Origin of the sequence: Micromonospora sp. NPDC002389, assembly GCF_040296095.1 — a bacterium.
Classification (GTDB): domain Bacteria; phylum Actinomycetota; class Actinomycetes; order Mycobacteriales; family Micromonosporaceae; genus Micromonospora.
On the sequence record NZ_JBEOWP010000002.1, the window covers coordinates 123593 to 148026 of the forward strand.

General features: G+C 72.2%; 19 protein-coding genes. 6 read left to right on the forward strand and 13 right to left on the reverse strand.

What is annotated here, in order from left to right; translation table 11 throughout:
- Positions 1–8: 8 nt before the first annotated feature.
- From ABT008_RS03750 to rdgB, 3 genes are all read left to right on the forward strand, one after another.
- Complete coding sequence (locus ABT008_RS03750) at positions 9–455, forward strand: hypothetical protein (protein ID WP_350693376.1); 447 nt, start codon at positions 9–11, stop codon at positions 453–455.
- Positions 456–511: 56 nt separating this feature from the next.
- Entirely contained in the window at positions 512–1237 is a 726-nt protein-coding gene (gene rph / locus ABT008_RS03755; RefSeq protein WP_350693378.1) for a ribonuclease PH, read from the forward strand.
- A gap of 84 nt (positions 1238–1321) precedes the next feature.
- Positions 1322–1939 (forward strand): RdgB/HAM1 family non-canonical purine NTP pyrophosphatase, encoded by a 618-nt coding sequence (gene rdgB / locus ABT008_RS03760; protein WP_350693380.1) that lies wholly within the window; start codon positions 1322–1324, stop codon positions 1937–1939.
- A gap of 53 nt (positions 1940–1992) precedes the next feature.
- Here the strand turns inward: rdgB and hutH are convergent, their stop codons facing one another.
- The 6 genes from hutH to ABT008_RS03790 are packed head-to-tail and all read right to left on the reverse strand — an operon-like array spanning position 1993 to position 9870.
- Positions 1993–3528 carry a histidine ammonia-lyase gene (hutH, locus tag ABT008_RS03765; protein WP_350693382.1) on the reverse strand — a complete coding sequence of 512 codons (1536 nt, stop codon included), beginning with the start codon at positions 3526–3528 and terminating at the stop codon, positions 1993–1995.
- Entirely contained in the window at positions 3525–4706 is a 1182-nt protein-coding gene (gene hutI, locus ABT008_RS03770) for an imidazolonepropionase (RefSeq protein WP_350694046.1), read from the reverse strand. Before hutI ends, hutH begins: the two co-directional genes overlap by 4 nt.
- A 7-nt stretch (positions 4707–4713) precedes the next feature.
- On the reverse strand, positions 4714–6078 hold the full coding sequence (locus tag ABT008_RS03775; RefSeq protein WP_350693384.1) for a formimidoylglutamate deiminase: 1365 nt from the start codon (positions 6076–6078) through the stop codon (positions 4714–4716).
- Positions 6078–7322 (reverse strand): allantoate amidohydrolase, encoded by a 1245-nt coding sequence (locus tag ABT008_RS03780; protein WP_350693385.1) that lies wholly within the window; start codon positions 7320–7322, stop codon positions 6078–6080. The genes ABT008_RS03775 and ABT008_RS03780 overlap by 1 nt, the downstream gene beginning before the upstream one ends.
- A gap of 11 nt (positions 7323–7333) precedes the next feature.
- The gene (gene hutU, locus ABT008_RS03785) at positions 7334–9007 is read right to left on the reverse strand and encodes a urocanate hydratase (RefSeq protein ID WP_350693386.1); all 1674 of its coding nucleotides are present in this window, start codon (positions 9005–9007) and stop codon (positions 7334–7336) included.
- A 14-nt stretch (positions 9008–9021) separates the two neighbouring features.
- On the reverse strand, positions 9022–9870 hold the full coding sequence (locus tag ABT008_RS03790) for a MurR/RpiR family transcriptional regulator (protein WP_350693387.1): 849 nt from the start codon (positions 9868–9870) through the stop codon (positions 9022–9024).
- Between the two features lie 164 nt (positions 9871–10034).
- On the opposite strand from ABT008_RS03790, the gene ABT008_RS03795 reads away from it, so the two are divergent.
- On the forward strand, positions 10035–11948 hold the full coding sequence (locus ABT008_RS03795) for a trypsin-like peptidase domain-containing protein (RefSeq protein WP_350693388.1): 1914 nt from the start codon (positions 10035–10037) through the stop codon (positions 11946–11948).
- A 9-nt stretch (positions 11949–11957) separates the two neighbouring features.
- On the opposite strand, the gene ABT008_RS03800 is transcribed toward ABT008_RS03795, so the two are convergent.
- The 6 genes from ABT008_RS03800 to ABT008_RS03825 form a co-directional block, all read right to left on the reverse strand.
- Positions 11958–14069 carry an acyltransferase family protein gene (locus tag ABT008_RS03800; protein WP_350693390.1) on the reverse strand — a complete coding sequence of 704 codons (2112 nt, stop codon included), beginning with the start codon at positions 14067–14069 and terminating at the stop codon, positions 11958–11960.
- A gap of 57 nt (positions 14070–14126) precedes the next feature.
- A complete protein-coding gene (locus tag ABT008_RS03805) occupies positions 14127–15473 on the reverse strand; it encodes an O-antigen ligase family protein (RefSeq protein ID WP_350693391.1) in 1347 nt (448 codons plus the stop codon).
- Position 15474: 1 nt separating this feature from the next.
- On the reverse strand, positions 15475–16839 hold the full coding sequence (locus ABT008_RS03810; RefSeq protein WP_350693392.1) for a lipopolysaccharide biosynthesis protein: 1365 nt from the start codon (positions 16837–16839) through the stop codon (positions 15475–15477).
- Positions 16836–17900 carry a glycosyltransferase gene (locus ABT008_RS03815; RefSeq protein WP_350693393.1) on the reverse strand — a complete coding sequence of 355 codons (1065 nt, stop codon included), beginning with the start codon at positions 17898–17900 and terminating at the stop codon, positions 16836–16838. The genes ABT008_RS03810 and ABT008_RS03815 overlap by 4 nt, the downstream gene beginning before the upstream one ends.
- Complete coding sequence (locus ABT008_RS03820) at positions 17900–18853, reverse strand: glycosyltransferase (RefSeq protein WP_350693394.1); 954 nt, start codon at positions 18851–18853, stop codon at positions 17900–17902. The genes ABT008_RS03815 and ABT008_RS03820 overlap by 1 nt, the downstream gene beginning before the upstream one ends.
- 146 nt (positions 18854–18999) lie before the next feature.
- Positions 19000–20544, reverse strand: coding sequence for a sugar transferase (locus ABT008_RS03825; RefSeq protein WP_350693396.1), 1545 nt, complete (start codon positions 20542–20544; stop codon positions 19000–19002).
- A 362-nt stretch (positions 20545–20906) separates the two neighbouring features.
- Between ABT008_RS03825 and ABT008_RS03830 the strand changes: the two genes are divergently transcribed.
- Entirely contained in the window at positions 20907–22364 is a 1458-nt protein-coding gene (locus ABT008_RS03830) for a sugar transferase (protein ID WP_350694048.1), read from the forward strand.
- A gap of 52 nt (positions 22365–22416) precedes the next feature.
- Here the strand turns inward: ABT008_RS03830 and ABT008_RS03835 are convergent, their stop codons facing one another.
- Entirely contained in the window at positions 22417–23484 is a 1068-nt protein-coding gene (locus ABT008_RS03835; protein WP_350693397.1) for an LCP family protein, read from the reverse strand.
- Between the two features lie 114 nt (positions 23485–23598).
- On the opposite strand from ABT008_RS03835, the gene ABT008_RS03840 reads away from it, so the two are divergent.
- On the forward strand, positions 23599–24432 hold the full coding sequence (locus tag ABT008_RS03840) for an O-methyltransferase (RefSeq protein ID WP_350693399.1): 834 nt from the start codon (positions 23599–23601) through the stop codon (positions 24430–24432).
- Positions 24433–24434: the final 2 nt, after the last annotated feature.

Here is a 24434-nt window from a genome sequence, read left to right on the forward strand (position 1 = left end):
GTCTGGTGGTGGGTCTCCTGGTCGGTGTCGGCGCGTTGCTGCTCCTGCTCTGCTGCTGTGGCGTGTTCACCTACAACGGCTGGTACAAGCCACGCCAACTCCAGGAGCAGCGCGAGGAGATGGTCGAGACGGCCGGCGTTCCCGCCGGTTTTCACCGCGTCGGCATCTCGGCGGGCGACCGGTCGGTCGGCGCGAGGTACCGGCTCGACTGCCGACGCACCACATGCCCGGTCGACGTGGCCCAGAGCGTGCAGGCGTTCCTGAGCGACGCCGGCCTGCGCATCACCGTGGACCGGATGCGGGAGTGCCTCGCCGATCCGAACGCCCCCTCCTGCCTGGTGCACACCTGGATCCGGGACGGTTTCGAGATGACCGCGACCATCCTCCACGCGCCGGGCAACCGGTCCGTCGACGGGTACGTCGAGGTGACCCTGGCCGTCGGTGGGCACGACTGAGCCGCGTCGACGGCACCCGGGGACGCTCCGATCGGGGCACCGCATAGGGTGCAGGCATGGCGCGACCTGACGGGCGGGAGCCCGACCGACTCCGACCGGTGACCCTGACCCGTGGCTGGAGCAGCCACCCGGAAGGCTCCGTCCTGGTGGAGTTCGGTGCGACCCGGGTGCTCTGCACGGCGAGCGTCACCGAGGGCGTGCCCCGCTGGCGTCGGGGCTCCGGGCTCGGCTGGGTCACCGCCGAGTACGCGATGCTGCCCCGCGCCACCAACACCCGTTCCGACCGGGAGAGCGTCAAGGGACGGGTCGGTGGGCGTACCCACGAGATCTCCCGGCTGATCGGTCGGAGCCTGCGCGCGGCCATCGACCTCAAGGCCCTCGGCGAGAACTCGATCGTGCTCGACTGCGACGTCCTGCAGGCCGACGGCGGCACCCGGACCGCCGCGATCACCGGTGCGTACGTGGCGCTGCACGACGCGGTGAGCTGGCTCGCCGACCGCAAGGCCCTGGCCGGCAAGCCGGAGAAGGTGATGCACCGGTCGGTGGCGGCGGTCAGCGTCGGCGTGGTGTCCGGCGAGCCGCGCCTGGACCTGTGCTACGACGAGGACGTGGCCGCCGAGGTGGACATGAACGTGGTCTGCACCGGCACCGGGGACTTCGTCGAGGTGCAGGGCACCGGTGAGGCCGGCGTCTTCGCCCGCGAGCAACTGGACGCACTGCTCGACCTGGCCGTCGCCGGCTGTCTGGACCTGGCCGAAGCTCAGCGCGCGGCTCTCCTGTAAAGGTCGCGAGCAAAGGAAAGGTGACTCCCGTGAGCGCGAGGAGTGAGCTTGCGAGCCCCGCAGTCGCGAACGAAAGGTGACACCGTGAACAAGGTTCTGCTCGCCACCCGGAACCGCAAGAAGCTCGTCGAGCTGCAGCGGATCCTGGACGGGGCGCTCGGTGCGCATCGGGTCGCCCTGGTCGGGCTCGACGACGTCGAGGCGTACCCGGAGCTGCCGGAGACCGGGCTGACCTTCGGTGAGAACGCGCTGATCAAGGCGCGGGAGGGCTGTCGGCGTACCGGCCTACCCACCGTCGCCGACGACTCCGGGCTGGCCGTAGACGCGCTCAACGGCATGCCGGGCGTGTTCAGCGCCCGCTGGGCCGGGCGGCACGGCGAGGACCAGGCGAACCTCCAGCTCGTGCTGGACCAGATCGCCGACGTGCCGGACGAGCACCGGGGCGGTTCCTTCGTCTGCACGATCGCGTTGGTGCTGCCCGGCGGCAAGGAGCACCTCGTGGACGGCCGCCAGGCGGGTCGGGTGCTGCGTGCCCCGCGTGGCGAGGGCGGTTTCGGCTACGACCCGATCTTCCTCGGTGACGGTCAGGACCGCACCAACGCCGAGCTGACCCCGCAGGAGAAGGACGCGGTCAGCCACCGGGGCAAGGCCCTGCGCGAACTGGCCACCCTGATGGCGAAGGTGCTCCCCGCGACCTCCTGACCCACCCCGAGATCCCGGGGTCTCCGTCGCGCGGGCGCGGGCCAGCCGCGCTGTCAGGGGAGGGGGCCGAGTTCGGCCTCGATGGCGGTGCGCAGCTCGGGGCCGGACACCACGGACCGGGCGGCCTCCATCAGCGGGGCGAGGAAGACGTCCGGGCCGGGCGGGCCGACGACTCCGCCGAGGGCGGCGATCGCCGCCCGTCCGGCCGGGGACGGCGTCAGCGGGGCCCGGAGCTGGAGTCCGCGTACGGCGGCGAGCAACTCCACCGCGAGCAGGCTGGTCAGGTTGTCCAGGACGGTCCGCAGTTTCTTGGTCGCCGCCCAGCCCATCGAGACGTGGTCCTCCTGCATGCCGCTGGTGGGCAGCGAGTCCACCGAGGCGGGCGCGGCCAGCCGCCGGTTCTCCGCCACGATCCCGGCCGCGGTGTACTGGGCGATCATCAGCCCCGAGTTGACCCCCGCGTCGGGGGAGAGGAAGGCGGGCAGCTCCCGCGACCGGGTCACGTCGAGCAGCCGGTCCACCCGACGTTCGGAGATCGCGCCCACCTCGGACGCGGCGATGGCCAGGTAGTCCGCCGCGAAGCCCAGCGGGGCGCCGTGGAAGTTCCCGGTCGACTCGACCCGCCCGTCCGGCAGCACCACCGGGTTGTCCACCACGGAGACCAGTTCCCGGTCGGCGACCGTCCGGACGAAGTCCAGGGTGTCCCGGGCCGCTCCGGCGACCTGGGGTGCGCAGCGCATCGAGTAGGCGTCCTGGACCGCGTGGGCCAGGTCGTCGCGGTGCGAGTCCATCACCGCCGAGTCCTGCAACAGCCGGTGGATGTTCGCCGCCGACACGCCCTGCCCGGGATGCGGGCGGATGGCGTGCAGCTCCGGCCGGAACGGCCGCTCCGAGCCGAGCATCGCCTCGATCGCCAGGGCGGCGGTCACGTCGGCCATGGTGAACAGGTGCGCCGCGTCGTGGATGGCCAGCAGCAGCATGCCGAGCATGCCGTCGGTGCCGTTGATCAGCGCCAGGCCCTCCTTGGCGGCCAGCTCCACCGGAGCGAGACCGGCCTGCCGCAACGCGTCGGCGGCGGGCCGCCGCTCACCGGCCGGGCCGAGCACCCAGCCCTCGCCGAGCAGCACCAGCGCGCAGTGCGCCAGCGGTGCCAGGTCGCCGGAGGCACCCAGCGAGCCGTGCTCCGGCACCCACGGCGTCACGTCGTGGTTGAGCAGGTCGACCAGGGCCTCGGCGACCAACGGCCGTACCCCGGAGTGGCCCAGCGCCAGCGAACGGACCCGCAGCAGCATCATCGCCCGCACCACCTCGCGGGGCATCGCCGCGCCCACCCCCGCCGCGTGCGAGCGGATCAGCGCGTGCTGGAGTTCGGCACGCCGCTCGGGAGCGACGAACGTGTTGGCGAGCGCGCCGAAACCGGTGGAGACGCCGTACACCGGACGGCCGGCGGCCTCGATACCGTCCACGATGGACCTGCTGGTGGCCATCGCGGAGAGGGTGGCCGGGGCGAGCACGACCGTGGCGGCACCGCGCGCCACGGCGAGCACGTCGGCGGGGGTGACCCCGGTGGGTTCGATGGTGACGGTCATCGTGGCACTCCGTTGCGCAGGACCTGGCGGATCAGGGGTACGCCCGGCCGGTAGGCCAGGTGCAGGTGGGACGGGGCGTCGAGGATGGTGAGGTCGGCTCGGGCGCCGGGCCGCAGCACGCCGACGTCGGTGCGGCGCAACGCCCGCGCGCCGCCCGCGGTGGCCGCCCACACCGCCTCCGCCGGGGTCATCCGCATCTCGCGTACGGCCAACGCGACGCAGAACGGCATCGACGACGTGTACGACGAACCGGGGTTGCAGTCGGTGGCGAGGGCCACGGTGACACCGGCGTCGAGCAGCCGACGCGCGTCGGGATACGGCGACCGGGTGGAGAACTCGGCGCCCGGCAGCAGCGTGGCGACGGTGCCGCCCCCGGTGGCTGCCAGCGCGTCGACGTCGGCGTCGTCCAGGTGCGTGCAGTGGTCCACACTGGCCGCGCCGAGTTCCACCCCGAGGCGTACCCCCGGGCCGGGACCGAGCTGGTTGGCGTGCATCCGGACGCCCAGACCGGCCGCCTGTCCGCAGGTCAGGATCGCCCGCGCGTGGTCGGCGTCGAACGCGCCCCGCTCACAGAACACGTCGATCCAGCGGGCGTACGGCGCGGCGGCGGCCAGCATCGGCCCGCAGACCAACCCCACGTACTCGTCGGGCCGGTCGGCGTACTCGGTCGGCACCACGTGCGCGCCGAGGAACGTGGTCTCCTCGGTCACCTCGGCGGCGATCCGCACCGAGCGGGCCTCGTCGGCGACGGTGAGGCCGTACCCACTCTTGATCTCGATCGTGGTGGTGCCCTGCCGCAACGCCTCGTCGTGCAGCCGGCGCACGGTGGCGCGGAGCTGCCCGTCGGTGGCCGACCGGGTGGCGCCCACGGTGGTCCGGATGCCGCCACCGGTGTACGGCTGCCCGGCCATCCGGGCCGCGAACTCCGTCGCCCGGTCCCCGGCGAAGACCAGGTGCGCGTGACTGTCCACGAACCCGGGCAGCACCGCCGCGCCGTCGGCGTCGATCCGCCGGTCCGCGGCCGGGGCGTCGGCGGCCGGACCGACCCAGACCACCTCGCCCGCCTCGACCAGCAGGGCGGCCCGTCGACGGATGCCCAACGGCCCGCCCTCGCCCGTACCGGCCTCGTTGGTGACCAGCTCGCCGATGTTGTCCACCAGCAGGCTGCCCGCCCGCACGTTCGGCTCACTGGGCACCGGTCACCTCCGCGATGGCCGTGGCCAGCTCGCGCGGGACGTCGACGCGGACGTGCCGCCCGTCGCGGACCAGCACCCGGCCGTCGACCACGACCTGGGTCACGTCGGCGGCGCTCGCCGCGAACCAGACGCCCGCCGGGACCACCCCGGCGGTGCGTACGCTGTCCAGCCGCACCGTGACCAGGTCGGCCCGGTCACCCACCGCCAGCCGACCGACGTCGGTCCAGCCCAGCGCCGCGTGCCCGGCCTCGGTGGCGGCGGTGAGCAGCTCGGCCGGGGCGAAGTGGCCGCGCCGACGGGTCCGCAGCCGCTCGTCCAGTTCCATCGCGCGCGCCTCCTCGAACGGGTCGATCACGGCGTGACTGTCGCTGCCCAGGCTCAGCGGGATCCCCGCGTCGGCCATCCGGCGGGCCGGTCCGAGGCCGTCGGCGAGGTCGCGTTCGGTGGTCGGGCAGAGACACACCCCGGTCCGGCTCTCCCCGAGCAGGGCCACGTCGGCGCTGGTCGGATGGGTGGCGTGCACCGCCGTGGTGGCCGGTCCCAGCACCCCGTGCTCGGCCAGCAACCCGGTCGGGGTCAGCCCGTGCACGGCCCGGCAGGCGTCGTTCTCGGCGGGCTGCTCCGACAGGTGCACGTGCAGTGGCGCGTCCCGCTGTCGTGCCCAGTCGGCCACCGTGGCGAGTTGGTCGGCCGGGACGGCCCGGACCGAGTGCACGGCCGCGCCGACTCGGGCGCGGTCCCGGTCGGTGGTGAGCGCGGCGGCCCGTTCCGCCCACCGCCGGGCGTCACCGTCGCCGAAGCGCTGCTGCGGCCCGACCAGCGGCGCACCGTCCACACCGGCCGTCAGATAGCAGGTGTCCAGCAGCGTCAGCCGGATCCCGGCCTGCGCCGCCGCCTCGACCAGCGCCGCGCCCATTGCGTTCGGGTCGGCGTACGGGGTGCCGCCCGGACCGTGGTGCAGGTAGTGGAACTCGCCCACACAGGTGATCCCGGCCAGTGCCATCTCGGCGTACACCGCGCGGGCCAGCGCCAGGTACGTGTCCGGGTCCAGGCGACCGGTCACCGTGTACATCTGGTCGCGCCAGCTCCAGAAGTCGCCGCGCCCGCCGTGGGTCCGGCCGCGCAGCGCCCGGTGGAACGCGTGCGAGTGCGCGTCGGCCAACCCGGGCAGCGTCAACCCGGGCAACCGCACCGCGTCGGCCAGCACGTCCACGCCCGCGTCCGGGTCGCCGCCGGGCGTCAACGGCGTCACACCGGTGATCCGGTCGTTGACCGTCTCGATCAGCACGTCCGGGGTCGGCTCGGCGTGTGCGGGCAGCCACGCGTACTCGGCGAGCCAGCGGGTGGCGGTCATCAGGCACCCTCCGCGTCGCGCCGGACCGCCTGCGTCAGTTCCGCCAGCACCGTGGCCAGGGCGGTCACGCCGGCCGCGCAGTCGGCGTCGGTGGCCGACTCGGCGGGGGAGTGCGACACCCCGGTCGGGTTGCGGACGAAGAGCATCGCGGTCGGTACGTGCGCCGCCAGCACCCCCGCGTCGTGTCCGGCCCCGGTCGGCAGCACCGGCGCGGCCAGCAGCCCGGCCAGCCGGTCGGCCAAGCCGCCGTCGAAGGCCACCAGTGGCGTCGCCGACTCCTCGGTCAGGGTCACCTCGGTGCCGTCGCGTCGGGCCCGTTCGGTGGCCTTGGCGCGTACCGCCTCGACCAGCCCGGCGAGCGTCTCCGGCTCGGCGGCCCGGGCGTCCAGCCACCCGGTCACCCGGGACGGAATCGCGTTGGTGGCGTTCGGCTCCACGGTCACCCGACCGACGGTGGCGTGCGCGTCGCGCAGCCGGGCCTCCTTGTTCGCCGCGAGCACCGTGAACGCGTACGTCAACATGGGGTCGCGGCGGTCGGCCATCCGGGTCGTACCGGCGTGGTTGCCCTCGCCCGTGACGTCGAAGCGCCAACGACCGTGCGGCCAGATGGCGCTGGCCACCGCGACCGGCGCGTCCCGGTCGACGAGCGCGCGGCCCTGCTCGACGTGCAGCTCCACGAAGGCCGCGAACCGGCCCAGCAACGCCGGATCGGCGCCCGCCGGGCGGTGTCCCAGCGCCTCGGCGAAGCTCACCCCGGACGCGTCCCGCAACGCGCCCGCCCGCTCGGCGCCGATCTGCCCGGTGAGCAGCCGCGAGCCCAGGCAGGGTACGCCGAAGCGGGCCCCCTCCTCCTCGACGAAGGCGGCGACGACCAGGGGACGGGCCGGGGTGACCCCGGCCGCCCGCAGCTCGTCCACGGCGAGCCAGGCGCTGACGATGCCCAGCGGCCCGTCGTACGCCCCGCCGTGCGGCACCGAGTCGAAGTGGCTGCCGGTCAGCACCGCGCCACCGGCGTCCGGGTCGCCCCACCAGGCGAAGAGGTTGCCGTTGCCGTCCTGCGCCACCGGCATGCCCCGGGCGTCGGCCTGCTCCCGGAACCACGCCCGCAGCCGCAGTTCCGGCTCGGTGAGCGCGTACCGCAGATAACCGCCGGTGTCCGCGTCCCGCCCGACCGGCGCGATCTCGTCCCACAGTTCCCGGAACCTGAAAGGAAGGGACCCTTCCTCTACCGTATGCGTTAGCAAGGGACCCTTCCTCACTCGGAACCGGCCATCGGCACGCGGACGTCGGTACGGTCGGCGACCTCGCGGGCGGCGTCGTACCCGGCGTCGACGTGCCGGATCACCCCCATCGCCGGGTCGTTGGTGAGCACCCGCTCGATCTTCTGCCCGGCCAGCGCGGTGCCGTCGGCCACGCAGACCTGACCGGCGTGAATGGACCGGCCGATGCCCACCCCACCGCCGTGGTGGATGGAGACCCAGGACGCCCCGCTGGCGGTGTTGACCAGAGCGTTCAGCAGCGGCCAGTCGGCGATCGCGTCGGAGCCGTCGGCCATCGCCTCGGTCTCCCGGTACGGGCTGGCCACGCTGCCGCAGTCCAGGTGGTCCCGCCCGATCACCACCGGGGCGCTCAGCTCACCGGCGGCGACCATCTCGTTGAACCGTACGCCCGCCTTGTCCCGTTCGCCGTAGCCGAGCCAGCAGATCCGTGCCGGCAGGCCCTGGAAGGCGACCCGCTCGCCGGCCAGTCGGATCCACCGGGCCAGGGAGTCGTTCTCCGGGAACAGCTCCAGGATCGCCCGGTCGGTGGCGGCGATGTCGGCCGGGTCGCCGGAGAGCGCCGCCCACCGGAACGGCCCCTTGCCCTCACAGAACAACGGCCGGATGTACGCGGGCACGAAGCCCGGGAAGTCGAAGGCGCGCTGGTACCCGCCGAGCTGCGCCTCGCCCCGGATCGAGTTGCCGTAGTCGAAGACCTCCGCACCGGCGTCCAGGAAGCCCACCATCGCCTCGACGTGCTTCGCCATCGACGCCCGGGCCCGGTCGGTGAACTCGGCCGGCTTGGCCGCCGCGTAGTCCCGGGCGTCGGCCGGCTCCACCCCCTCCGGCAGGTACGACAGCGGATCGTGGGCGCTGGTCTGGTCGGTGACCACGTCGACCGGTACGCCCCGGCGCAGCATCTCGGGGAAGACCGTGGCGGCGTTGCCGACCACGCCCACGCTCAACGCCCGGCGGTCCCGCTTCGCCGCCAGCACCCGCTCGACCGCGTCGTCCAGATCGTCGGCGATCTCGTCCAGGTACCGGTCGTGCACCCGCCGTTCGAGCCGGGTGCGGTCCACGTCCACGATCAGGCAGGCACCGCCGTTCATGGTGACCGCCAGGGGCTGGGCCCCGCCCATCCCGCCGCACCCGCCGGTCAGCGTCAGGGTGCCCGCGAGGGTGCCGCCGAACCGTTTCTCGGCCACCGCCGCGAAGGTCTCGTACGTGCCCTGGAGGATGCCCTGGGTGCCGATGTAGATCCACGAACCGGCGGTCATCTGCCCGTACATGGTCAGGCCGAGCTGCTCCAGCCGACGGAACTCCGGCCAGGTCGCCCAGTCGCCGACCAGGTTGGAGTTGGCCAGCAGCACCCGGGGCGCCCACTCGTGGGTCCGCAGCACCCCGACCGGCCGGCCCGACTGCACCAGCATCGTCTCGTCGTCGCGCAGGTCGGTCAGCGTACGCACCAGGGCGTGGTACGACGGCCAGTCCCGGGCGGCCTTCCCGGTGCCGCCATAGACGACCAGGTCGTCGGGGCGCTCGGCCACCTCCGGGTCGAGGTTGTTCATCAGCATCCGCAGCGCGGCCTCCTGCGGCCAGCCACTGGCGGTGCGCTCGGTGCCGCGCGCGGCCCGGATGTGTCCGGGCGTGGTCGACGTGGATCGCGTCATGTGCGGAACTCCTCCTAACCGAGGAACAACTGACGACGGGTGGCCGAGGCCTCGAACGCCTCCAGCCGCCGCTGGGTCTCGGCCGGGGCGGCGTCGCAGATCGCCTGGAGCAGCACCATGGCCAGGGTCATCGGAGCGGTGTGCAGGTCGAACACGAGCTGCGCGCCGACCGCTGCGGCCAGCACCACGTCGGCGTGCTCGGTCGCCGGGCTGACCGGCGAGTCGGTGATCGCGACCACGGTCAGCCCGGCGGCCCGGGCCTCGCCCAGCGCGTCCAGGGTCTCCCGGGGATAACGAGGCAGCACGAACGCCAGCAGCGCGCCGGCGCCGGCCTCGGCCGCCTGTTCCAGCCGGTCGGCGAGCAGGCTGCCCCCGTCGTCGAGGACCCGCACGTCCGGGTGCACCTTGGCGGCGAAGTACGCGAAGTACGCGGCCAGCGGCGCGGCGGCGCGCAGGCCGAGCACGGGCAGCGGACGGCTGGCGGCGAGCAGCCGCCCGGTCTCGGCGACGCGCTCCCGGTCGGCGAGCTGCTCGGCCAGCCGGTCGAGGTTGCCGATCTCGGCGCGTACCGCCTGCTGGAGCTCGTTGCCGGCGGTGGTCGGACCGGGCGCGGCGGCGGTCAGCTCGCGCAGCCGGCGGCGCAGCGCCGGATAACCGTCGTGGCCGAGCGCCACCGCGAACCGGGTGACCGACGGCTGGCTGACCCCGGCCAACTCGGCGACCTCGGCGGCGGAGAGGTAGCCGACGGAGGGCGCGTGCTGCACCAGGCAGTGCGCGATGCGCCGCTGCGTCGGGGTCAGCCGCACCCCGTCGAAGAGGCCGACCATCCGCTCGGTCGACGCGACGGTGGCTCCGTCATTCATTCGCTGACTCTATGCATGAAAACTTTCACGAAGCAACCCGTCCGTTTCCGCAACCGTTCGTGACCTGCGGGTTCGAGTCGGGCGCGGGGAGGTCACGACCGGCGGGCAGGGCGAGGTGCGGCGGGTCGATAGGATCCGCACGGCGGTCGACTAGAGGAGTTGTCATGCAGCCGGACGGCCCCTACCGGTACACCCATCTGCTCGGCGGGTCACCGGTCGGCAAAGCGTGGGCGGCTATCGACGGGCAGGGCCGCTTCGTGACGGTGGCGGTGCTCGACGCCGCGGTGGCCGCCACTCCGGGCTGGCGCGAGGCGTTCGCGGGGATCGTCAACAACCTGGCGCAGGCGCCCGGCGGATTGCCCTTCACCTACGCCGACTTCTCCGCCACCGCGCCCTGGGTGGCCTATCCCGCCGAGACCGGACCGGCTGCGGAGAAACTCTTCCGGGCCCTCGGGGTCGACTACCAGCCCGTACCCACGCCGGCCCCGCCGCCGGTGTCGGGTCCGCCCGCGCCGGTGTCCGGTGCGCCCCACCCCACCTCCGGTCCGCCGCGCCCGGTGTCCGGTGCCCCGCACCCTACCTCTGGTCCGCCGCATCCGACCTCCGGTGCGCCCCACTCGGTCTCCGGGCCGCCGCAGCCGGTCTCGGCTGCTCCGCGACCGGTCTCCGGCGTACCCACGCAGCCGGGTCACGTCGACCCTGTCTCGGGTGCGCCGATCTCCCCGGGCCTCGGTCCGTCCCTCGACGATCCGCCGCAGCACGATCCGTTCACCGCCCCGGCGCGCCGGATCCAGCCCTCCGCACCACCCAAGCGGCAGACCGGCCTGTGGGTCGCGGTCGCCGCGCTGCTCCTGGCTGCCGTCGCCGGTGGTGGCGCCGGCGTCTGGGCCATCTCGGCGAGCGGGTCCGACCCCTCGACGCCAGCTCCCGCCCCGACCGCCACTCCGCCCGCACCGGGGCTCAAGCCGTGGGCGGAGACCACGCCGCGCAGCGCGGAGGAGCGCACCCTCGCCACCGCGGCGCCGTCGATGGTCTTCCTGGAGGCCGTCCTCACCGGCTTCATCCGCAACCGGCAGGACAACGCACTGCTGCACCCGGAGCCGTTCACCTTCAGCCGTCGGTGCACCGGGGTCGTGGTCAACAACGACGGCCACGTGCTCACCAACGGGCAGTGCGTGCAGCCCACCCCGGACATCCTGCTCGAACACGCGCTCGGTTCGTTGGCTGACACCCGCGTGGCCGACGGCGAGCTGAAGGCCGCCGAGGTCCGTGGTTTCGTCCGGGCCCGACTGGCGAGCAGTGTCTTCACCGGACCCGAGGCGGGCACGCCACCGGCGGCCACCCTGCACGGACAGCTGAACGTGGCGAAGGGCGACCTCAAGGACGGCGCGGCGATCCCCGGCACCGTGGTCCGCGCGCTCAGCCTCGACGAGGGCAATCTGGCGCTGGTGAAGCTGGACCAGGCGAACCTGCCCGCCGTGGAGCTGAACACCTCGGCCACCGTCACCGCCGGGACGGCGTTGCACGCGCTCGGCTACGGCACCACCGACACCGACTACCGCTCCGCCGCCTACCAGGTGCTGGCCAAGCCGGTGCAGGTGACCGAGCTGGACGTCGAGTCGTCGACCTACCGCATCAACGAGGACATCGGCTCCTCGTCCCGCGGCGGCATCGTGGTCGACGGGCAGGGCCGGGTGGTGGGGATGCTCGACAACGACCTGTTGCAGCCCGACCGGCCGAACCGGCTCGTGGTCCCGGTCTCCCGGATGACCGGACTTCTCGACGCGGCCGGTGTCGCGCACGCTCTCGGCGAGCCGGACCGGCTCTACCGCAGCGCCCTGGACGCGTACTTCGGTGACGACGAGGCCGAGGCCGCCGCCCGGTTCGCCGAGGCGGCGGAGGCGGCACCGACGAACGCGTTGGCGCAGGCGTACCGGGAGGCGTCCGTGGCCGCCGGTGGCGAGGTGCCGTCCGCCCGGCCCGGCTGGGCGGTACCGCTGCTGGTCGCGGCCGGAGTCGCACTGGTGGGTGGGATCGTGGTTCTGGTCCTGCTGCGGCGGCGACCGAACGCACGGTGACGAGTGGGACTAGTCGGTCGACGGTCGATCGAGGACCGGGGTCAGCGCGTCGTCGAACAGCGGGGCCAACCGGCGGGCGTAGTCGGCCGTGACGTGGTTGCCGTCGCGTCGGACGATGACCCCGCCGATGAAGATGGGGCACCGGCCGGAGAGACAGAACCAGTCGGTGGTGGGGACGTACCAGGAACCTTTACCACCCCAGACCCGCCGGTCGGCCTCGGCGTACGACCGGTACTCCTCGGAGAGCGTCGAGACGCAGTCGCGGGGCGCCGAGAGCCGGGTGATGCAGGTCTTCGGGTCGGGGCCGAGCGGCGGCGGTTGCAGGGCCACCACCCGGCCCGCCGCTCCGAGCCACCTCTCCTTGGCGGTGCGGGCGGCCTGCTCCCACTCGGCCAGCGACGGGTTCCCGCCGGTGTCGGCGAACCGCTGCCGGTAGGCGTTGCTGAGGATCACCAGATCCGGCCGGCTGTTCTCGATGACGGTACGTACCGCCCGCCGGTGACCGGGGCACGCCTCGGTGATGCTCGCGGTCGGTGACACCGTGTCCGAGGCGAGGAAGGGGCAGCCGGCGTAGGTCAGGTCCCGCACCTCCCACCCGTCCGGTTCGAGCACCCGCCGCACCAGGGGCAGCCAGGCACTGCCGATCGAGTCTCCGACGACGACCGCCAGCCTGCGGGGACGCGGCGTGACGGTGCAGTCGTTGCCCTCCGGGACCGAGGGCCGGCAACCCTGGCCGTCCCCCCGCGTGAATCCCAGAGTGTCCAGTTCGCCCGGGGGAGGGGTCAGCACTGGCCAGTCGGCGGCGTCGAGTGCCGCCCCGATCTGCTGCGACAGCTCCCGCTGCGAGGCGACCACCGCCACCTCCGGTACGACCTGCGGCGACGACGAGGTCCGGACCGCCACCGTGCCCACCGTGACCGTCACGGCGGCCAGCGCCACCAGACCAGCGATACGGCGGACCCGGGCCACACCGGTGGGTCGGGGCATGCGCGGAGGCCGGCGCTCCAACCAGGACGATCGACGGACCGGATTCTCCACCAGGTGGTAGGAGAGCACCGAGAGCACCGCCGTGCCGACGAGCGTGAGCAGCGCGACGACGTGTCCACCGGTCGGCAGGGCGGCCCCGATCAGGACGAGCAACGGGAAGTGCCACAGGTACAGCGAGTAGGAGATGTCACCGACGTATCCGACCGCCCGGTTGGTCAGCGGGAACATCAGCCGCTGGCCACCGACGCCACCGGCGATGACCAGGGCCGTCGAGATCACCGCCAGGAAGGCGCCCGGGACGGGGAAGGGCGACTGCGCGGTGATGACGAGCACCGAGACGACCAGGCCGGTCAGGCCGAGCCACTGGTATGCCGGGCGGGCCGGGGCCGGGATCCGGGCCAGCAGCGGTGCCGCCACCGCGAGAAGCGCACCCACCCCGAGTTCCCAGGCACGGGAGAAGGTCGAGAAGTACGCGACGGTCGGGCGGTGACCGACCTCCCACAGGGCGAACGCGATGGAGGCGACGACCACGGCCGCCAGCACCACACCGACCGCCCACCGGGAGCCGCTACCGTACCGGCCCCGTCGGGCGGCCAGGCCGAGCACCGCCACCAGCAGCACCGGCCAGACCAGGTAGAACTGCTCCTCGACGGAGAGCGACCAGTAGTGCCGCAACGGCGAGACCGGTCCGTCGGTCTGCCAGTAGTCCGTGCCGGTGGACGCGAACCGCCAGTTGGCCGCGAAGAGGCCGGCCCAGAGCGCGTCCCAGGCCGTTGCGCGGACCCGCTCGCCGAAGAACAGCAGCGACGACGCGAGGTACGTGCTCACCAGGACGAGCATCGCCAGCGGCAGGATTCGGCGGACCCGTCGACGATAGAAGTCCGTGAAGGAGATCCGTCCTCGGCGGTCGTGTTCGTCGAGCAGCAGGCCGGTGATCAGGAAACCGGAGACGACGAAGAAGACGTCGACGCCGACGAACCCGCCGGCCGGCCACCCGAAGACGTGTTCGAGGATCACCACCACGACCGCGAACGCGCGCAGTCCCTGGATGTCCGGTCGGAAACCCGAGCCGGGCGTCGACGGCCGCCGAGCGGCGGCCCGATGAACCGGCGCCGTGAGGGAGCCTGACGACATCGGGTCCTTCCTCACACCAGCGGACATGCGGTTCGCCACGACCGTGGCGGAGACCGGTCAGTCACGCGCCTCGGTGGGCGTACGACCGAAGGAGGGCAGGCCGGTCCTGCGGCGGAGCCGGGCCAGCGCTCCCGGTCGGTGGTCGGCAGTCGCGTCGACCGGGACGGGGTCGGTCGATCCTAGCGCGGACCTCGTCAGCACCATCAGGACGAAGATCCAGGTGAGTCCGTCGACCGAGAGCGGGTTCCAGACCACCTCGGTGAACGAGTAGATCACGAAGAGTGCCGCCGGCGCCTTGGCGGAGAACACGCGCCCGTCGACGACAGGCGCGCGCAGCAGCGTGGCCAGCAACAGGCCCCACAGGGTCAGTGCGACGAAACCGCCGGAGAAGATGGCGAGCACGTAACCCGAGTGAAAGAAGTGGTGCGGAGCCTCGCCGATGTCCCGCAGGTAGTACCACTTGGAGACGCCCACACCCGTGACCTCCGCACCGGCGATGTACTCCCGCACGTGGATCCAGATGTTCCCCCGGTTGCTCAGGGTGGTCTTGGAGGCGCTCCAGGTCAGATAGGTGGCTACGGCGGCGGCGCCGACGACCAGCGACACACAGAGGGCGAAGTGGATCCGCTGGTACGGCCGGTACCACTGGAGCACCCACGCGCCGAGCACCCAGACGCCGACGGCGGCCAGTGCCAGGTAGCTCGTCCGGGACCCGGTCGCCACGATGACCAGCAGGCAGAACGCCACCACCGCCCACCGCTCGGCCCGGCGCAACGCGCAGACGGCGGCGACCAGCGTGAACGAGGTGATCAGAGCGATGTAGTTCTCGGAGTCGTAGAAACTCTTGAACAGTCCGCCCGCCAGCGAACACTTCTCCAACTGCCCATCGGTGCAGGCCCGCCACGCCTGTCCGTAGACGGCCGTCGGAATCGTGAGCAGTGACAGGACGGCCAATCCGGTGTATGCCATCGCGCCGAGGCTCACCGGAGCCCCCGTCGCCAGCAACCAGGCCGCCACCAACAGCAGACCGGCGGCGGCGTACGCCGGCAGACGTGACCCGTACACGCCGTCGCCGGTGAGGACGTCGACGGCGACGCACCAGACGAGCACGGCCCCGGCCAACCCCAGGCAGATCCGTCGCCAGATCTCGGGCAGGCCGGCCAGCCGTCCGCGGCGTGCCACGAGCAGCCAGACGACCAGGGCGAACACCAGGACGCCGATGAGCGCCGACGAGTGGTCCCCGGCCAGTACGGGCGCGGCGTTCGCGAGCACCGCGAATCCGATGAGCGCGACGGCGGTCGACGCATCGCCGAAGCTGGCGGCGACCGCCTTACGCGCGTACACCAGCCAGCCGGCCACCGCGAGACCGGTGGCGCTCAGCAGGACACCGAAGAGTGTGGTCACCTCAGACCCTTTCCATGGGACGTGGCGCGGGGGGCGTGCCCGCCGGGTCGCGGCGGACGGCGACGGCGAGACACCCCCAGAGCAGTACGGCGAGCAGCGCGTCGCAGGCCAGGCTGGAGTAGACGGCACCCTGCCAGCCGTACGCCGGAATGAGCCACAGGTTGAGCAGGACGTTCAGCACACCGACGCCGATCTGGCAGACCGTCCGTCGCCCCTGCATCCGGGCTCCGGACAAGGCGTCCGCGGCGAGGTAGTGCAGAGACTTCAGCACGAGCAGTGCGCTCAGACCCTGGAGCGCCGGCACGGCTGCCTCGAAGTCGGCACCGAACACCAGCGGCATCATCCACGAGAAGGCGACCAGCAGCAGGCTCACCGGCACGCTGAAGGCCAGGAAGCGCGGCAACAGGCCTCGGGCCATTCGCAGGGCCGCCCGAGGGCCGTTCCGGCCCGCCTCGAAGAACCGGGGATAGGCGATCGCGCTCATCGACCGGGCCGGGGTGTACGCCAGGTCGACCACCCGGTAGGCCGCGGCGTAGATGGCGGCGCTCTCGGGGGTGCCCAGACGCGAGAGCATGACCTTGTCGACGTCGTTGTAGACCGACTGGGCCGACAGCCCGACGGCGAAGAGCATCCCGGTCCGAGCCTGTCCGAGGTAACCCCGGACGCTGATCCCGTGTCGGTCGCCGCCACGCAGGCCGTACAGGATCACCGGCACGCACACGACGACGGACAGCACCACGGACGTCACCGCCCACTCGTGCAACGTGATCGGTCCCGCCGCGACGGCCAGCACCACGGCGCCGGCCAGCCGACAGACGTGCAGCAGGGCCGGGATCAGCGCGGCGAGCAGGATCCGACCGCGTACCTGGATCGACGCCGCCACGGCCTCGATGAGCCGCCACGCGACCAGGTCGGCGAAGGCCAGACACAGCAGGTCCACCAGTCCGACGTCGGCGCCCCAGATGGCCAGCCCCGCGGCGGCGACCAGGACGGTGGCCGCGCAGCCGAAGACCGTGGACAGGAAGAGCCCACGTACGAGGTGACGGGCCCACTCGCCCGGCGCGTCCGCGTAGTTCTGCATGATCAGGCTCGGCGCACCGGCCGACGCGAAGGGCGAGACCACCGCGACCAGCGCGGTGACACCGACGAAGAGACCGTACGTGCTGATCGGCATCTCCCGCGCCAGCAGCACGAAGAGAGCGCCCTGGGCGAGGGTGCGCAGCAGGGTACCGGTGAAGAAGGTGCCGGACTTGCGCAGGAAACCGTCGCCTCGACCGGCGCGGAACGGCATCCGTCGACCGGATCGTGGACGACCGTCGTCCGCGTCGGCGACCGGCGGTGCGGCGTCCCCGGGCACCGTCGTCACGTCAACGCCTCCACCCACCGGCCACCGACCGTCGCCGGGTCCAACTCGGTGCACCGGGCGTGCCACGCCTTCTCGAAGTCCGTGACGCCCGGGCGCCCGTCCCCGGCCAGCCGCACGATCGCGGCGGCGAGCGCCTCCGCCGAGGTGTCCGCCGCCAGCGTGCCCGGGACGAAGGTCGGGATCATCTCGTCCAGGGCGGGCACCGGCAGCGCGGCGACCGGCAACCCCGCCTCGGCGGCCTCCACGAGGCTGAAGCCGAACGTCTCGGCACGGGACGGATGCACCAGCACGTCCGCCTCGGCAAGGAGACGGGCCACCGTCGGCACCCGGCCGAGGAAGGTCGTACGGTCCTGCAACCCGAGCCGGCGCGCCGTGGCGTGCAGCAGTTCACGCTCCTCCCCGTCGCCGGCGAGCGTCAGGTGGTAGTTCGCGGGCAGCAGGGCCAGCGCTTCGAGCGCGCAGGAGTGGTTCTTGTACGGCCGGAAGGCGGCCGTGGTGAGCAGGCCGATCCGCGCCCGGTCCGGCACCTCGCGTGGCGCGACGAACGGCTTGGCCGGCATCGGGTTGAGGATCGTCACCACCCGCTGCCCGGGAGCGAGTCGCCGGACGGTCCGCGCGACACCGTCGGAGACTGCGACGACGAGTCGGGGCCGCAACGCGCGGGCCCGGGCCGCCCGGGCGAGCATCCGGACCCGGCCGTCGATGCGCAGTCGCTCCGGCAGCAGGGAGTGTTCCCAGGCGACGTACTCGCGACCGGTGCCGGTCAAGGCGGCACCGGTCGGGACACTGCCCCAGAGTCCGCTCGCCACGATCTGCGTGTCCGCCGGGAGACGTGGCAACCGGCGTCGTAGCGGCGGGACCGCCTCCATCAGGCGGGTGATCCGGGTGCCGAGACCGAGCGTGTCGATCGCCAGGTCGCCCAGGGTGGTCGGGACGGGCCCCGACACCACGGTCGCCGACACCTCGACGCCCTGGTCCTGAAGTCCCCGCATCAGCAGCGCGGCGGCGAGTTCCATGCCGTACAGCGGTTCCAGTTGGGGAAGCACGAAGTGCAGACGCATCACTGCTGCCCACCCGTGGGGACGCCGCCGGTGCTCCGGGACCCGCGCATCGCCACCCGTTCGAGCGCGGAGCGCGGCACGAGGCCGAGTGCCGCGAGAACGGCGTTGCTCGCCGACGGGACGGAGTTGCGTCGGATCGCACGCACCATCTCGCGTACGCCCTCGCGGTCACGGGCCTGGAGCGCGTACCGCAGGGTCTGTGCGGTGACGAAGTCGGCGAAGGTCTCCGGTGCCCAGACGCCCTCCCAGCGTTGGGCCCAGGCCCATGAGGTACGCCAGTCGGCGCCCGCCGAGATCGAGCCGGGGCTGCCCACGGTGTAGACAGCGGTCGCCTCCTCGATCTGCGCGATCTTCGCACCCGGCAGTCGGGCCGCCCGGACGAGCCAGTCCCAGTCCTGATGCCGGGGCAGCGACTCGTCCCACGGGCATCGCGTGGCCAGCGTCATGGTGGTCAGCAGCGTCGAGGTGGGCAGCGACTGGCGTGCCACCCCGAGCTGCCGTCGACGGAACAGGTAGTCCTCCGGTCGCTGGCCGTCGGCGATCAGCGTGCTCGGCACGGCGGAGGGGAGTGGATCGGCGCCCGCCTTGCGCTGCAGCGTCCGCGACGACACCACCGGCAACCAGCCCTCGCCGGCCAGCCGTTCCAGGACGGGCAGTTGGGCGGCGAGCTTGCCGGGCAACCACGCGTCGTCGTCGTCGAGGAACGCCACGTGGCTACCGGGCGCGGCATGCCGTACGCCGAGATTGCGGGCGTGTGAGCCGCGTCGTCCGCCGCCGGTGCAGACGATCTCGTCGATCTGGCCGCGCAACTCGGACACGCTGGTCGGTACCTCGGCCAGATCGCACACGACGACCACGTGCACCGAGACACCTCGCTGCGCGCGGGCGGTGGCGACCGCCTCGGCGAGGCTGGGCCTGCCCGTCGTCGGGATGACTACCGAAACGTCCGGCATCGGGATTTCTCCAAGCGGTTCGGCTGCACGCGGTGGGGGCGGAGCCGGTGGGTTCAGGGGCACGTCGGTGAGGGCGTCGCCGGTCGCGAGCGGGCGATCAGGTCGCCGGTCCGGTCCGGACGACGGCACGGACTATGGCAGATCGGTCAGCGACCACCACCGCGGAACACCTCGGCCACCGTCCGCAGGAGCACCTTGGCGTCCAGCCACAGTGACCAGTTCTCGATGTAGTAGTTGTCGAAGCGGGCGCGATCGGAGATCGGCGTGTCACCTCGCAGGCCGCTGACCTGGGCGAGGCCGGTGAGTCCCACCGGCACCCGGTGACGCATGGCATAGCTGGGATATTCGGCGGAGAACTTCTCCACGAAGTGCGGGCGCTCGGGGCGCGGCCCGACCACGCTCATGTCGCCCTTGAGGATGTTCCAGAGCTGAGGCAGTTCGTCCAGGGACGTACGCCGGAGGAAACGTCCGATCGGGGAGACCCGCCGGTCGTGCGCGATCGACCAGTTGGTCTGCGACTCCTGCTCGTCGAGGGGACGCATGGTGCGGAACTTGATGATGTCGAAGGGCCGACCGTGCCGGCCGATGCGTTCCTGCCGGAAGAAGACGCCGCGCCCACCGTCGACGAACGCGAGCGAGGCGCAGAGCAGCAGAACTGGGCTGAGCAACAGCAGGGCCGAGCCGGCGAAGAGCACGTCGGAGGCGCGCTTGAGTGCCCAGTGCGGCCCGGACAGGGTGGTGTCGCCGACCTTGACGATCGGGATGGCGCCGATGTGGTCGCCGTGGGACCGGGAGCCCCAGAGGCGGGGAGCCGCCCACAGGTCGCAGGTGGCGACCGTGGGCTGCCGGAGGATCTCCATCAGCACAAGTTCGGGACAGTCCGGATCAGCGACGATCAACACGTCACACTCGGTCAGCCGTACCAGGTGCCCGAGCTGGTCGAGCGTGCCGATCACGGGCACCGTGGACGAGGTCGCCGGGGACGGACTGTCGACGTGCCCGACGAACCGCAGCCCGTAGCGGGGGTAGCGACGCAGCAACCGGGCCAGTTCCACGGCGGTGGGCCCGCTGCCGATGATGATGGCGTTGTGCTCCACCCACCGTCGACGGCGGGCCAGAGTGGCGATCTCCCGGGTGAGCAGGCGACCGGCCAACACCAGGACGGCGGCGATGGCCATGCCGCGAATGAATCCGACGAGGTACTGCGGGGAGTCGTGGCGCAGCGCCGCGATGATCACGACGATCGCCGAGGAGGCCAGCAGTCGGCCGCAGAGGCTCGGCAACTCGTCGAGGATGCTCACGTGGCGGCGGGCGCGGTAGAGCCCTCCGGCGGCGAAGACGGCCACCGTCAGGGCGGTCATCACGAAGGTGCCGCGCCAGTACTGCTGGGTGACGGCGAGCGGCGACAGCAGTGCGGCGACGTCGGCCGGCGCGGTCAACATCCAGGCACGCAGACCACGGGTACGGGCCGAAGCGCGGGAACCGGCGTACGGCAGGACCGTGGTCACGTCGAGACCGGGCCGCGGGCCGGTGTCCGCTGCCGCCGATGCGGGTGGGGCCTCGGCGGCTTCGGTCACCTGCTGGTCGCGGCTCTCGTGCTCCGGCTCCGGAGGCTGCTGGTCCAGGATCGAGATCCCCGCGTCGTCAGGCACGCTCGTGGCCGGACAGCCCACGACAGGTTGCCTCGACATGTCCAGTTCCTCTCCCCCGCGGAGTGAGCGCCGTTGGCGTCGGAGCCACCGGAGCGAACGCAGGATACGGGGGCCCTGGTGACAGCCGCCAGACCCGGTGGGTCAATAGATGAGCTACTTTCCGGCTGCTGCCGGTGCTACGGGGCGGCCCGCCGACAGCGGCCCCTACCGAGACACCGTGAACCTTCGTCCATCGTGCACCGTACGGTGGGGCACTCGTGGCATTCGTTATCGTCACGGCTGACGAGGCTGGTGAAAGGAAAGTCGTGTCCGCGCACACCCAGTTCCTCAAGACGGTGGGGCCGGTACCGGCTCCGCGCTTCGACCCCGATCTCGGCGTGATCACACCTCCGTCCAACGGCATGCCCCGGTCGGTCTTCGGTCGCCCGGTGGCGCCCAAGGCGAAGTGGCGGCGGCGCTACATGGCCTGGCTGGTCGCGCTCGACTTCCTCGCCGCGTGGGCGGCCAGCCAGACGGTCGTGCGGGTGTTCGAGGAGGCGGACGCCGGCTTCTGGGACGAGCGAGTGCTCGGTGTCAGCACCTTCGCGCTGGTGGCCAACGTGGTCGTGCCGCTGATGTGGTTGACGATCCTCGCGGGTGCCGGTGCGTACGACCGGCGGGCGCTCGGCCGGGGCACCGAGGAACTCAAGCGGGTGGTCCGGGCCAACGTGGCGATGGCCGCCGCCGTCTCCTTCCTGGCCCTGGGCTTCAAGAAGGACCTGTCCCGGGCCACCGTCGCCGCGATCATCATCGGCCTGTTGGTGTACACCGTCTTCGTCCGCTTCGTGGCCCGGGTGGTGCTCCGCCGGATCCGCCGCAGCAGTCAGCGTGCCTCGCAGAAGGTGCTGCTGGTGGGGCGGCTCTCCGACGCCCTGGCGGTGCACGAGGTGGTGACCCGCAACGCCGGTGCCGGGTTGCGTCCGGTCGCCATCCACCTGCCCCAGTTCCCTCGGGCCGGTGAGCGGGTGGAGGCGCCGGTGCCGGTCTATGTGGGCTGGGACCTGGTGCCGCTGGTCCAGCAGTTGGGGGCGGACACCATCGCGGTCTGTGGCCCGGCCAGCCTGGAGTCGTACGAGCTGCGCAAGCTGGCCTGGCAGTTGGAGGGCACCGGCCTCGACCTGGTCGTGGTGCCGCAGGTCACCGACATCACCGGGCCCCGGATCCACGTCCGACCGATCGAGGGTCTGCCGCTGCTGAACGTCGAGGAACCGACGATCTCCGGCCTGTCCCTGCTGGCCAAGAGCGTGATGGACCGGCTTTCGGCGCTCGCCGGGCTGATCGTGCTGAGCCCGCTGCTGATCGGGATCGCGGTGGCGATCAGGCTGACCGACCCCGGTCCGGTGATGTTCCGGCAGAGCCGGATCGGTCATCAGGGCAAGGCGTTCAAGGTGTGGAAGTTCCGGACCATGTACACCGACGCCGAACAGCGGTTGGAGGCCCTGCGGGACCGCAACGAGAGCGACGGCCTGCTCTTCAAAATCAAGAACGATCCCCGGGTCACGCCGATCGGTCGGCACCTGCGTGCCCTGTCGCTCGACGAGCTGCCACAGTTGATCAACGTGTTGGTGGGGCAGATGTCCCTGGTGGGGCCGCGCCCGTTGCCGACCGAGGACGACGACTACCGGGGCGACGTCCGGCGTCGGCTCCTGGTCCGTCCGGGCATCACCGGCCTCTGGCAGATCTCCGGCCGGTCCGACCTGACCTGGGAGGACGCCGTACGGCTGGACCTGCACTACGTCGACAACTGGTCGCTGGTCTACGACCTCGGCATCCTCTGGCGTACGGTCCGGGTGGTGCTGGCCCGGCGCGGGGCCTACTGATCGCGGACACCGGTGGTGCGGCGCCCCGACCGGAGCGCCGCACCATCCCCGGTCACTTCTTGTCGGCCCCGTCGATGATGTCCCGGACGGCGTCTCGGCGGACCGCCGCATAGAACGTGTCGACCCGCTTGTCGTCGGCGAAGACCACGCTCTCCGAGCCCACCTGTCCGGTGCCCCTGGTCGGGCTGGTCACGAACGTGAGGTTCCGGCCGCGCAGGTTGCGGTTCTCGGTGGCCATGTCGACCAGGGACAGTTCCTTGTCCATCGAGAGCGAACCGGAGGTGGCCTGGAGGAAGGAGTTCAGCCGCGCCGGGTTGGTGAGCAACCCGCCGGAGGTGGCCTTGTCCAGGATCGCCTTGATCACCTGCTGCTGGTGCCGGATCCGGGCGAAGTCGCCGTCGGCGAACTGCTTGCGCTGACGGGAGTAGTCGAGGGCCGCCTCGCCGTCCATCTTCTGCGGACCGGCCTGGAACGTGCGGAACGGCGGATGGATCGAGGTGAACTGCTTCTCCGAGTCCACCTCGATGCCGCCGAGCGCGTCGATGATCTCCTTGAAGCCGGCGAAGTCGACCATCACCACGTGGTCGATGCGGACCTTGGTGAACTGCTCCACGGTCTGCACCATGAGCGGCACACCGCCCCAGGCGTACGCGGCGTTGATCTTCGCGTCGCGGCCACCGCGCCCTTCCTTGCTTCGCGGCACGGCGACCCAGGTGTCGCGGGGGATGGAGATGAGTTGGGCGCTGGACCGGTCCTTCGGCAGGTGCGCCAGGATGATGGTGTCCGTCCGCGAACCGCCGGTGCTCTCCGGATCGCGCGAGTCGCTGCCCAGCACGAGGATGTTGAGCGCGTCCCCGGCGACCACCTCGGGCCGGGTCTCCGCAGGTACGCCGTCGAAGGCGTCGACCCGCTCGATGTCCGACTCGACCGACTTCAGGTAGAAGCCTGCGGCCACCACACCGCTGACACCGACCAACGCCAGCGCCAGCACGCTGATCAGCGTGATCCGCAGCCACCGACGGCGCGGCCTGCCTGCGGCCGTCGGCTCGGCTCCGTCGGTGCCCCCCGCCGGCAGGTTCTCCCCCGGGGAGGTGGTCCCGGCCTGCTCTCCACTCGACATGGCGGAGATGCTACTGATTTCACGTTCTCGGGGAATCCCCGCCCGGTGCCGACTTTCGCCTGACCGTCCCGTCGTATCCCCCACGAGTTTCCGTCAGTCTGGTACAACCCTGCCGTGGACGCCGTAAAGCTGCGTCGGGCCATCGCCCGGACCCGCCTCGCCCCCGTTGCCGCCTTTCCGAAACGACTGGTCGCGGTCGCCCGCCACGACGCCCGGGTGTTCCGTAAGTCCGCCCGCTGGTTGATGGCCTCGCGGGAGCACCACAACTACACGTACGAGCTGACCAAGCTCAGCCGTAGCCATCTCGCCTGGTTCGTCAGCGTGGTCTGCGACCTGCCGGTCAAGCAGGTGCGTGGCTACCTGAAGGAGATCGAGTCGGACGACGCGCTGCGCCGGCACATCGCCTCGGCCACCGCCGGTGCGGCCCGACGCGGGCTGGCCGACAAGCAGGTCCGGTACGCCCGCCGGGTCGGCTGGTACGCCATCGTCCGGGCCCGCAGGCCGAAGCACATCGTGGAGACCGGTGTGGACAAGGGGCTGGGAAGTTGTGTGCTGGCCGCCGCCCTGCTGCGCAACGCCGCCGAGGGTCACCCCGGCCGGCTCAGCTCGATCGACATCAACCCGGAGGCCGGCTACCTGGCCCGGGTCGCGCCCTGGTCGGAGGTGATCGACCTGGTCGTCGGCGACTCGGTCGAGTCGATCCGTGCCCTGGACCGGCCGGTCGACCTGTTCCTGCACGACAGCGACCACAGCCGCGTCTACGAGAAGCGCGAGTTCGACGCCGTCGAGCCGAAGCTGGCGCCGGGGGCGATGCTGCTCACCGACAACGTCACGCACACCAACGTGCTGGCCGACCACGCCGAGCGGACCGGCCGTCGGTTTCTCGCCTACCGGGAGACGCCGGCCGACCACTGGTACCCCGGCGACGGCATCGGGGTGGCATGGTGACC